Source organism: Aureimonas ureilytica (assembly GCF_001475935.1).
Taxonomy (GTDB): domain Bacteria; phylum Pseudomonadota; class Alphaproteobacteria; order Rhizobiales; family Rhizobiaceae; genus Aureimonas; species Aureimonas ureilytica_A.
Map to the genome: position 1 here is coordinate 93144 of NZ_LDQA01000014.1, position 10830 is coordinate 103973.

Annotated in this window: 8 protein-coding genes and 1 pseudogene; 1 reads left to right on the top strand and 8 read right to left on the bottom strand. The window is 63.3% G+C overall.

Features of this window, described 5'->3' with window-relative positions:
• Window positions 1-655: 655 nt before the first annotated feature.
• The 5 genes from NS365_RS05890 to NS365_RS05910 all read right to left on the bottom strand — a co-directional run bounded on the left by NS365_RS05890 (window position 656) and on the right by NS365_RS05910 (window position 6296).
• Window positions 656-2728, bottom strand: coding sequence for a HAMP domain-containing methyl-accepting chemotaxis protein (locus NS365_RS05890; protein ID WP_058599354.1), 2073 nt, complete (start codon window positions 2726-2728; stop codon window positions 656-658).
• A gap of 29 nt (window positions 2729-2757) precedes the next feature.
• Window positions 2758-3681 carry a substrate-binding domain-containing protein gene (locus NS365_RS05895; RefSeq protein WP_058599355.1) on the bottom strand — a complete coding sequence of 308 codons (924 nt, stop codon included), beginning with the start codon at window positions 3679-3681 and terminating at the stop codon, window positions 2758-2760.
• Between the two features lie 314 nt (window positions 3682-3995).
• Window positions 3996-4751 carry an amino acid ABC transporter ATP-binding protein gene (locus NS365_RS05900; protein ID WP_058599356.1) on the bottom strand — a complete coding sequence of 252 codons (756 nt, stop codon included), beginning with the start codon at window positions 4749-4751 and terminating at the stop codon, window positions 3996-3998.
• On the bottom strand, window positions 4748-5428 hold the full coding sequence (locus NS365_RS05905) for an ABC transporter permease subunit (protein ID WP_058599357.1): 681 nt from the start codon (window positions 5426-5428) through the stop codon (window positions 4748-4750). The genes NS365_RS05900 and NS365_RS05905 overlap by 4 nt, the downstream gene beginning before the upstream one ends.
• A 106-nt stretch (window positions 5429-5534) precedes the next feature.
• A complete protein-coding gene (locus NS365_RS05910) occupies window positions 5535-6296 on the bottom strand; it encodes an amino acid ABC transporter substrate-binding protein (protein ID WP_058599358.1) in 762 nt (253 codons plus the stop codon).
• A gap of 240 nt (window positions 6297-6536) precedes the next feature.
• Between NS365_RS05910 and NS365_RS05915 the strand changes: the two genes are divergently transcribed.
• Window positions 6537-7283, top strand: coding sequence for an SIMPL domain-containing protein (locus NS365_RS05915; RefSeq protein WP_244498374.1), 747 nt, complete (start codon window positions 6537-6539; stop codon window positions 7281-7283).
• A gap of 60 nt (window positions 7284-7343) precedes the next feature.
• Here the strand turns inward: NS365_RS05915 and NS365_RS05920 are convergent, their stop codons facing one another.
• The 3 genes and pseudogenes from NS365_RS05920 to NS365_RS05930 all read right to left on the bottom strand — a co-directional run.
• A complete protein-coding gene (locus NS365_RS05920) occupies window positions 7344-7787 on the bottom strand; it encodes a hypothetical protein (protein WP_058599359.1) in 444 nt (147 codons plus the stop codon).
• A gap of 172 nt (window positions 7788-7959) precedes the next feature.
• Entirely contained in the window at window positions 7960-9939 is a 1980-nt protein-coding gene (rpoD, locus tag NS365_RS05925) for an RNA polymerase sigma factor RpoD (RefSeq protein ID WP_058599365.1), read from the bottom strand.
• A gap of 293 nt (window positions 9940-10232) precedes the next feature.
• A pseudogene (locus NS365_RS05930) lies at window positions 10233-10830 on the bottom strand (DNA primase); the annotation flags it as partial.

Consider the following 10830-nt stretch of genomic DNA (forward strand, 5'->3'; position numbering starts at 1 on the left):
GATCGCAGGGTTGACGGTTCCCCACGCCGAACTTGCCCCGTCCGATATCGGACGAACGCGCTCTCGACGCGCATTCTCGCCAGCCGCCCGAGCACACGCGGCTGACCTGCCTTCGCACGGAACGTCAGCCCGATGGCGGGCTTCCGATGGCCTAAGCGCGACGCTTGCAGACGGCCTTCTCGATGTGTGGCCGCGACCCATTTTGCATCACGAGTTCTTGATAAATAGAAACCGAACGGCGTGCCGCGCACGTCCGCTGACAGGCTCTGCGGATAGGAGAAGGGAGCATTACGTTGTAACGGGCGGTCGATGCTGCCAACCGTCTCGCCCGTGAGAGCACTTGAATCCGTCGACCGAAGGCGATCCTGGCTGAATCTTGCGGGCTTTTCGGCCATAAAGTCCGCGTCTTCGATGGCATCGGCTTCGGAGCGAAACGGCTCGATGGCCTGGGTGAAGCCTTGGCTGCGCGCGCTGCGATCTGGCGCGATGCGTCACCCGCGTTTCCAGGGTCTCCGATCCCCCGGAGAGCGGGTTCGCAGAGAAGCCGCGATACCTTCGCTTCTTGAAACACGAAAGGGGAGCAGCGCGACGCCCCTCCCCTTTTACGTCTCGCATCGGTTTCTCGTCAGGCGGCGCGCCACACCGTTCGATGTCGTCAGGCGCTCAGGCGCTCGAAATCGCCGTCGAGGTCGATGTCCAGCCCGGACTTGGCCGCTCGACTGGGACGCGTAGGTTCGGCCGGCATGGGAACCACCTTGGGGCTCGGTGCGCTCGCTTTGGGAGCCGGCTGGCTCCGGGGCGATTCGGCGGCGCTGGACGCAGCTCGGGTACCCCGTTCCGTGTCGGCTGCGCCGCCGGAGCCCAGCTTGAAGAAGCCCGCCCGTTCTTCGAGATGTCGCGCTTCGGCCGAGAGATGCTCGGCCGTTGCCGCCAGCTGCGTCGCCGCCCCGGAATTGCTTTGGGTCACCTGATCGAGCTGAATGATCGCCTGATTGATCTGCTCGATGCCAACAGACTGTTCGCGGCAGGCAGCGGAAATTTCGCTGACCAGTTCCGAGGTGCGCCGGATATCGGGTACCAGGCGCTCCAGCATCTGCCCCGCTTCTTCCGACACATGAAGCGTATCGACGGACAGCGTACTGATCTCGGAGGCGGCGGTCTGCGAACGCTCCGCGAGCTTGCGGACTTCCGAAGCAACCACGGCGAACCCTTTTCCATGCTGCCCGGCGCGAGCGGCCTCGATGGCAGCGTTCAGGGCCAGAAGGTCGGTCTGGCGAGCGATTTCCTGCACCACCGCGATACGATCCGCGATGATCCGCATGGCTTCGACCGAGCGCGACACGGCCTCGCCGGTCCGGGCGGCTTCGCCGGTCGCCTTGGATGCGATCGCCTCGGTCGTTCCGGCGTTCTCCGCATTCTGGCGGATATTGGCCGCCATTTCCTCGATAGCCGCCGATGCCTCCTCGGACGCTGCGGCCTGCTGCACCGCGCCAGACGATAATTGCTCGGCCGCGGACGAGGATTGGGCGGAGCCCGCCGTCACTTTCGAGGCCGAACGGGCGACATCGCCGATGATCTCGCGCAGACGCTGCGTCATCGTACCCAGGGCCGTCTGCAACTGGCCGAACTCATCACGTTGCTGTATATCGGCTTGCGCCGTCAGATCTCCCGAGCCGATCGTTTCCGCCATGACCAGCGCGCGTCGCAGGCCACGCGAGATGGAGCGAACCATCCAGGCTGCGGCCAGAATGCCGACCGATACCGCGACGGCCCCAAATCCCAGCAGCAGAAGCCGGGTTTCTTCGAAAGCTCTCGCGTCGCTCGCGACCACATCCTGCGCAGCCTGATATTCGACCGCCTTGAAGCGATTCAGATCGGCTTGGATCTGCGAGAAGAGCGGTGTGATCTCCGTCCGCAGGATCTGACCTGCCTTGTATGTCGAATTGGACACGCCGTAGGAAACGAGTTTGACTCCCGGTTCCTGCAATTTCGTCCACAAGTCCAGCGCGCGCGGAAAAGCCGGGGGCTGAAGCTTTGCGATATCCAACGCCTTCCGGATACGAGCGAACTTCTGATCGATCCGCTCTGTGATCGCCTTGGCCTTCGCCGCGAGGCGATCGAGTTCCTTGGCGTCGGTTTCCGACAGGGCGCGAATGTAGATGCGGCGCAAGGTGGGAACTTCGGCACGAAGCTGCCCAGCCACGGTGATCGCGGCTTCGGGACCATCCAGAAGCACGAGTTCGTCGCGCAGCGATCCGATCGAGAGTTCGAGACGTCCGCCCAGCGGCCGAACTGTATCGCGATCCAGCTCGCCGGCTCGGATGGAGTCGTTGCGCACGGCTAGGTCGATAGCCTGACGCGCCTGCTCGTCAAAGCGCGTCATCTTGTTCTTCAGCTCATCGATCTCCGCCGCCGGGATCGTGGAACCTGCGCGAGAAAACTCGTCGATCTTGGTTCCGATAAGGCGAAACGTTTCGTCATAGCGCGCGCGGCCATTGCTCAGTTCAGTGTCGACGTTCGAGACGATCGTATTGCTGGCGATCTGCTGGGCCTCGGCGATCGTGTTTCGCAGCGTCGCAAGCTTGGCGCTCCGCACGAAGGGCCCATTCACGAAGGCTCCCATCCGATCGCTTCCCTGCGAAAGCGAGCGAATGCCGAGCGTGCCGGTGGCGGCTGTCAGAAGAAGAACGGCGCCGAAGGAGCCGATGAGGCGGGTGCTGATACGCATGGGGGGGGGCGGTTCCGAAAATGGGAGGATCAGTGGCCAGCGCGCTGAGCGATCAGGGCGGGAGCGTCCGCTGGCAGCACAAGCTTGAAGGGGATCCAGTTCAACGGAGGGACGGTCTCACCCGCCATCATGCGCCGCGCCAAATCCACTGCGAGAGCCCCCTGCGCCGGTCCGTCCTGAAGCACGGTGGCGTCGAGTTCCTTCTTCACGAGCGCGTCCAGCGCCGGGTCGATGGCATCGACGCCGATGACGAAAGCCTTCTGTCTGGCCTTCTTGAGAGCGTTGACCGCGCCCAGGGCCATGGCATCATTGTTGGCAATCACCGCATCCGGCTTGAGCCCTCCCTCCAGAAAGAGCTGCATCAGGGCTTCGCCCTCGCCCGTATCCCAATTCGCGCTTTGCTCCTCCTGGATTTCGATGCCACTGCATTCGGGCGTCGAGAGGACTTCGCGAACATAGCGAGTTCGAGCTTTCGCTGCGGGATGGGTCAGTTCACCGATCATGATGACCGCCGTCCCCTTGCCACCCAGCACCCGGCAGACCTCCTGCCCTTGCAGCGTTCCGGCGACCCTTTCTTCCGAGCCGACATAAACGGTGCGCCCGTCCAGTAGATCATGATGCGGCTCGTGATTGACGAAGACGAGCGGGATCCGCGCTTCAGCAGCGGCGGCACGGATCTCCATCTCGGCGTCGCCGTCGAGACCCAGCACGATCAGCGCCGAGACACCGTCCTTGATCTGCCGTTTCGCATTCTCGATTTGAAGCCTGGAGTCGTTCTGCGCATCGCTGACGTCGAGTTGCAGACCGGCGTCGGCGGTCGCCTTTCGGACGCCCTGAGCGATCGTCGCGCGGAAAGCATCGTCCGTCCGCGGCATCGCCAGGCCGAGGGTCTGCGCGCCAGCTCCCGAAAGAAGCGCGGCTTGAAGAAGAAATGCGATCACAGTTCGGCGCATGGGACAAGGTCTCGAGTCGACTGACGCAGGAAAAGACCTACATCATGGTTCTAAGGGCAACCAAACCAGTTGGTTTCGTGTCCTGAACCATCATCCTCAAGCTCTTTCACACGAATGAAAAGCCGATTGGGTAAATTGAGTGAATGCCGCTATGCTTACGGTATTGGAAATATTTGCCCTACACTGCACACGTTAAGCTTGATAGAATCCTGATGCCGATCCTTTCGTCAACCATGGTAGTGTAAGCTGGACACCTCACGCCCGTCCGTCGTCCCACCGGTCTTTCCGGGCTGCATTTCGGCCCTAGACGACGATCAGACCGTGGAATGACCGCCCAAGGTCCGCACGAACCGGATCGTTCGCCCGTCTTTCGGCGCGCCGAACACATCGGCTGGCGTGCCCTCTTCCACGACGACGCCGTCCTGCAGGAAGGCGACATGCTGGGCCATGCGGTTGGCAAGGCGCAGATCATGCGTGGCGATCAGCATGGTCGTGCCCTCGCGCGCCAGCGCGGCCAAGACGTCCACCACTTCGGCGGCGAGTTCGGGATCAAGCGCGGAGGTCGGCTCGTCGCAGAGCAGCAGCTTGGGTGAGGCCGCGAGCGCGCGCGCGATGGCGACGCGCTGTTGCTGCCCGCCCGATAGGGTCAGTGGCCAAGCCTCCGCCTTGTCCGCCAGCCCCACCTTCTCGAGCAGAGCCAGCGCCCGGGCTCGGGCCTTGTCAGTCGGCCATTTCTGCACGACGATCAGCCCTTCCATCACATTGGCGACGGCCGTGCGATGCGGAAACAGCTGGAAGTTCTGGAACACCATGCCGGTCATTCGTCTGACCGCGAGCACCTTCGCCTTATCGAGCGCTTGGCCTTTGACAAAACGCAGCGTCACATCGTCGAACTCGAGCTGGCCGGCATCGGATGTCTCGAGAAGATTGAGGCAGCGCAGAAGCGTGCTCTTGCCGCTGCCCGATGGACCGATCAGGGCCGTAACCGCGCCGGGCCGCACATCGAGGCTGATCTTGCGCAGCACGGGATTGCCCGAAAAGCTCTTTTCGATGTCGCGAAGGCGGATCACGGACGGCTCTCCCAATGGCCGCCATGGCCCGAGAAGCGCCGCTCCAGGCGCGCCTGCAAGGCTGAAAGGACGGACGACAGAACGAGATAGAAGAGCGCGGCCTCGATATAGAGGATCAGCGGCTCATAAGTCACAGCGACGATGCGCTGCGCCTGCTGGAACATCTCCGGCACGGTGATGGCTGCGGCGAGCGAGGTGTCCTTCACCAGCGAGATGAAGCTGTTGGAGAGCGGCGGCAGCGCAACCCGTACGGCCTGAGGCACGATCGTGCGGCGCAGCGCCTGGCCCTGTGTCATGCCGATCGAATAGGCTGCTTCCCATTGCCCCTTGGGAATGGAGGACAGCGCGGCGCGGATGATTTCCGACGTATAGGCCCCGACGCTAAGCGAGAAGCCGATCAAGGCCGCCGGAAAGGCGTCGATCAGGATGCCCGCGCTCGGCAGGCCGTAGAAGATAACGAAAAGCTGCACGAGAAGCGGCGTGCCGCGAATGAACCAGACATAGAAGCGCGCGATGGCCGCCACCGGCGCGGGCGCGAACAGGCGCACCACGGCCGTCAGAAAGCCGAGCGCGAGACCGAGGGCGAAGGAGAGGATCGCCAGCGGGATGGTGAACCGCATCGCGCCCCAGAACAGGGCGGGCGCGGACTCGATCATGAGTTGCAGGAAGGGCGGCAAGGCGGTCGGTCCCGTCGATGCGGGGACGGCTCGGCCGCCTCCCCTGATGGTCGATCATCTTATGGAACGAAAGAGCGGAAAACCGAGGCGTCCGCCCTTTCGCAGCTCAGCGCGAAACGTCGGCGCCAAAATACTTTTGCGAGATGGCCTCGTAGGTGCCGTCGGCCTTCATCTCGGCCAGCGCCTTGTTGATCGCCGCGACGAGGTCCGGATTGTCCTTCTGCACGATGATGCCGGAGGCCGCGGCGTCGTCCTGCGTCGCCGAGATCTTCACCGGCGCGTCGGGCTTCTGCTTCTTGAAGTCGAGGAAGGAGAGATTGTCGTTGATCGTCGCATCGGCGCGCCCGGTCAGAACCAGCTGGATCGACTGGTCGAAGCCTTCCGTGCCGACCAGCGTCGCGCCTGCGGCTTCCGCAAGCTTGCCGTAGTTCGAGGTCAGCGATTGCGCCGCGCGTTTGCCCTTGAGATCGGCGAAGGAGCGGATGGCGTCGTCGTCCTGCTTCACGATCAGCACGGCCTTCGACACGATATAAGGATCGGAAAAATCGAAGCGGGCTTGGCGCTCCGGCGTGATGCCGACCTGATTGATGACAGCATCGTAGCGGTTGGCGGCGAGCCCCGCGATCAGCCCGTCCCACTTGCCTTCCACGAAGACGGGCTCGACGCCAAGGCGCTTGGCCACCGCGCGCCCGATCTCGACATCGAAGCCGACCAGCGCGCCGGACGCGTCATGATAGGTGAAGGGCGCGTAGGTGCCTTCCGTGCCGATGCGGAACTGCTTGGCCGCTTCGATATCCTTGAGACTGCCGGCCGAGGCCGAGGTCGCCAGCATCGCGACCGTGGCCACCAGCATGATCAAGCGCTTCATGTGAGCATCCCTGAAATGAGTCGGGCCGAAACGAACAGATCGGCCCTTCGTGCCTCAGATAGGAGAAAGACCGGGTAAGGTCAGTGGCAAAGCGCCCGCGATCCCCGCATTTCCACGCCCGGCTTGCTATTCGAAGGTTGGAGCCCGAAGAGATCGACCATTCGACTGGCAGGCGAGCGAGGCACGCTCTGGCCGCATTCACGCGTCAGGCTTACGTTCCGATTCGCATGGAGATCGATCTTGGTTCGTCCTCGTCTGTCGCTCACCCCTCTGGCTCTCACGGCGCTTCTTGCCACCGCCGCGCCCCTTCTGGCGCAGGAGCCGCCCCCCGCCCCTCCGTCCCGGATCGAAGTCGATGGCGAGGGCACGGTCTATCGCGCGCCCGATCTCGCCGTTACCCAGCTCACGGTCATGAGGAACGCGCCAACGGCCGCCGAAGCGCTCGCAGACGTCAACAAGGCGATCGGGGACGTCTCGTCGGCCATGTCGGAATTCGGCGTCGAGAAGCGCGACCTGCGTACGGCCGGGTTCCAGATTTCGCCGCAATATCAGTATGACAACCGACAGGACGGCCCCCAGGCCCCACCCAAGCTCGTCGGCTACGAGGTGCGCAACACACTCTCGGTCAAGGTTCGCGACCTCACGAAGCTTGGGGCGCTTCTCGACAAGGCCGTGACGCTCGGCGTCAACGAAGGCGGCTCCATCCAGTTCGAGATCGACAATCCCACCGAAGCCACGCAGGAGGCCCGGCGTCTCGCCGTCGCAGACGCAAAAGCGCGTGCGGAAACTCTCGCCGAGGCGTCCGGCCTGAAGCTCGGGCGCGTGCTTCTCATTCAGGACGGGGCGATCCGGCGCGAGCCCTCCCCGCCCATGCCCTTTGCCGAGATGAAACTCGCGGCAGCGCCTCCCAGCCCGCGCGTGCCGGTGGAGATCGGGGAGAACGCCGTGCGCGCCGACATTCGCATCGTCTACGAAATGCGGAACTGACCACGCAAAAAGGGGCGCCGACTTTGCGGCGCCCCCTTCATTTGATCTCATGTCGTGAGATCAGCGCATCCCGATCACGGGGCAACCGCCCACCTGAGCGAAGCGGATCGCGACGGGATGGCCCCGCTTGAAGCCGGCGACCGTCACGCTTCGCGGGGTCATGCGAACGATATCCGCGCCACGAACGCCCATGCGGGCGGCTTTGTTGAGGGCAAGCCCCGGCCGGCACATGCCATCGCGACGACCATGACGCTCCTCACGCCAGCCCCGGCCCTCGCGCCAGTCGCGGTCGGGCCGGTGATGGCGCCCATGCCATTCGCGCGGGCCGCCGCCTTCGTAATATTGAACGGTCTGCACAGACCCCATCGTATCGATAGGCGCGGCCTGAGCGGGTGCCCAGAGACCGCCTGCGAGAGCAAGGCCGATCAGCGCGGAACGAACGGGACGAAACACCATGGCAACCTCCGAAGCCGGTAGCCGCCAGATGGCGGCTTTGGATTTCATTCTAGTGCCTTGCAGATGAACTCCAGAGGAAGACGGCGTTCATCTTCCATTCATTCTGCATTGACGATCATCTCGTGACGCGTGCGGCACAGGGCGCAGCGCCCTGAAACGACGAAAGGCGCCCGAAGGCGCCTTTCCAAATGCGTGGGGTCTGGAGGGGCGAAGCCCATTCTCAGCTGTCGAGGAAGCTGCGCAGCTTGCGCGAGCGGCTCGGGTGCTTGAGCTTGCGCAGAGCCTTGGCCTCGATCTGGCGAATGCGCTCGCGCGTCACCGAGAACTGCTGGCCGACTTCTTCCAGCGTGTGGTCCGTGTTCATGCCGATGCCGAAGCGCATCCGCAGAACGCGCTCCTCGCGCGGCGTCAGCGAGGCCAGAACGCGGGTCGTCGTCTCGCGCAGATTGGCCTGAATGGCCGCGTCGATCGGCAGGATCGCGTTCTTGTCCTCGATGAAGTCGCCGAGATGCGAATCCTCCTCGTCGCCCACCGGGGTTTCGAGCGAGATCGGCTCCTTGGCGATCTTGAGGACCTTGCGGACCTTTTCGAGCGGCATGGCCAGCTTCTCGGCCAGCTCTTCCGGCGTCGGCTCGCGGCCGATCTCGTGAAGCATCTGGCGCGAGGTGCGCACGATCTTGTTGATAGTCTCGATCATGTGCACGGGGATGCGGATCGTGCGCGCCTGATCGGCGATCGAGCGCGTGATGGCCTGACGAATCCACCAGGTCGCGTAGGTCGAGAACTTGTAGCCGCGCCGATACTCGAACTTATCGACCGCCTTCATCAGGCCGATATTGCCTTCCTGAATGAGGTCGAGGAACTGAAGGCCGCGGTTCGTATATTTCTTGGCGATGGAGATGACGAGGCGCAGATTGGCCTCGACCATTTCCTTCTTCGCCTGACGCGCCTCGCGCTCGCCCTTCTGCACCATGTGCACGATGCGGCGGAACTCGGTGATCTCGAGGCCCGTCATGGTGGCGAGGCTCTGGATGTCCTGACGCAGGGTCTTGATGTTCTCGCGCTCGTTCTGGACGAATTTCAGCCAGCCCTTGCCCGAGAGATTGGCGATGGACTGGATCCAGTTCGGATCGAGCTCGGTGCCCTGATAGCTGCGAAGGAACTCTTCGCGCTTGACGCCATGCGACTCCGCCAGGCGCAGCAGGCGCCCTTCGTTGCCGACGAGCTGGCGGTTGATGTCGTAGAGCTGCGCCACCAGAGCGTCGATGCGGTTCTGGTTGAGCGACAGCGACTTCACTGCCGTGATCAGGTCTTCCTTCAGCTTGTTGTAGGACCGCTCCTGGCTCTGCGACAGGGTGCCCTGCGCGGCCAGGCGGTTCTCGACCTGCTGATCCTGCAACTTGCGCAGGCGCTTGTAGTTCTCGGCGATCGCGTCGAAGGTCTCCATGACCTGCGGACGGATTTCCGCTTCCATGGCCGCCAGCGACAGCGAGTTCTCGAGGTCGTCCTCGTCGTCCTCTTCCTCGCCCGGATTCATCTCGCCATCGGGGCGCGCGCCGGGGATGGCCGGCTCGGCGCCTTCCATCGGTGCGGCGGTCGGCATCTTGGCTTCGGGGCCGGCATAGGTCGCTTCGAGATCGACGATCTCGCGCAACATGATGTTGCCCTCGTTCAGCTCCTCGCGCCAGATGATGATGGCCTGGAACGTCAGTGGGCTCTCGCACAGGCCGGCGATCATCGTCTCGCGGCCGGCCTCGATGCGCTTGGCGATGGCGATTTCGCCCTCGCGCGACAGAAGCTCGACGGACCCCATCTCGCGCAGATACATGCGCACGGGATCGTCGGTGCGGTCGGAGGATTCCTTGCGGGTGGCCGTGGCGACGGCGTTGTTGCTGACCTCGGCGAGTTCGGTCGAGCCGCTTTCCTCGGTCTCCTTCTCCTCGGTCTCCTCGCCTTCCTCGTCTTCCACGACATTGATGCCCATGTCGCTGAGCATGGCCATCAGGTCTTCGATCTGCTCGGACGTGACGTCTTCCGCCGACAGCACGGAGTTCAATTTGTCCATGCTGACAAAGCCGCGCTTCTTGGCGGCCTTGATCATCTTCTTGACGGCATCGTCCGACAGGTCGAGCAGAGGACTGTCAGGCGTCTCCTGACGCTCTTCGACGGCCATCTCGCCTTCCTTGACCTTTGTCGCCATGCGCATTCATCTCCAATTCACGCGGTCGATGAGCGGATGGGAATCGCCACCGTTTCCCATGCTCATAAACGCCTGCCGTAAAGAATCGCTTAACCATAGAATGGCGCGGCGACCAACGACCTCATCGATTCCGCCATCCAAAGAGGGCGACCGTCTGTCCGACACTTCGTTTCGACACGTCCGGGCGGTGTTTGTGCCTTCGCCCCGACAAGTCAAGACCTGACAGGACCTCGACGAAAATTAATCGGCATTTCCCATAAGCGAAAAAACGCCCGATCGGATCAACCGGACGATCAGATTCCCTTCGCGGGTCGTCCCGACAAGACGCCAAACCCGTCGATCAAGGCCTCGGTTCCCGCTAGATTGTCGATCTCGCGTTTGATTTCAATGACCTGGGCATAAGCAAGCTCATCCCCTTCGACCGCCAGCGCCTGTTCCGCCGCTTTCAGTTCCCTATGTAGCGAGCGAAATTTGTGATGCAAGTGAAGGGCCTGCCGCACGGCTTCGCGCGCATCCTCCAGGGCAGCTTGGGCGAGAACCGGCCAGAGCCTGACGAGGCGCAATTGGCTTTCGAACCCTTCGAAGACGGGAAGCAGCCCCTGGCGCTCGATCGCCGCCAGCAGTTCTTCACGCGAATGGTGCAATTCGTCGGCGTAGACATCGATCACCGCCGAGCGCAGCCGCTCCAGATCGCCGCCCGAGAGTTCGAGGTCCGCCAGATAGTCGAAGGCTTCGCGCAGAAGCAGCGGATGATTGATAAAGCCGATCACGATGGAAATCTCGCGCAGCGACGTGGCGGGGCCGCCCATCGGACGCAGGAGCTGGCTGCGGCTCAGCCGATCCGAAACGGCCGAGCGCCGCGCCGCATGGCCGCCCCCGGTCCCGCCACGT

Excerpts from the sequence above, each read along its gene's own strand:
- rpoD (WP_058599365.1), bottom strand. The coding sequence starts at position 9,939 with ATGGCGACAAAGGTCAAGGAAGGCGAGATGGCCGTCGAAGAGCGTCAG.
- NS365_RS05895 (WP_058599355.1), bottom strand. The coding sequence starts at position 3,681 with ATGCGCCGAACTGTGATCGCATTTCTTCTTCAAGCCGCGCTTCTTTCG.
- NS365_RS05890 (WP_058599354.1), bottom strand. The coding sequence starts at position 2,728 with ATGCGTATCAGCACCCGCCTCATCGGCTCCTTCGGCGCCGTTCTTCTT.
- NS365_RS05910 (WP_058599358.1), bottom strand. The coding sequence starts at position 6,296 with ATGAAGCGCTTGATCATGCTGGTGGCCACGGTCGCGATGCTGGCGACC.
- NS365_RS05920 (WP_058599359.1), bottom strand. The coding sequence starts at position 7,787 with ATGAAATCCAAAGCCGCCATCTGGCGGCTACCGGCTTCGGAGGTTGCC.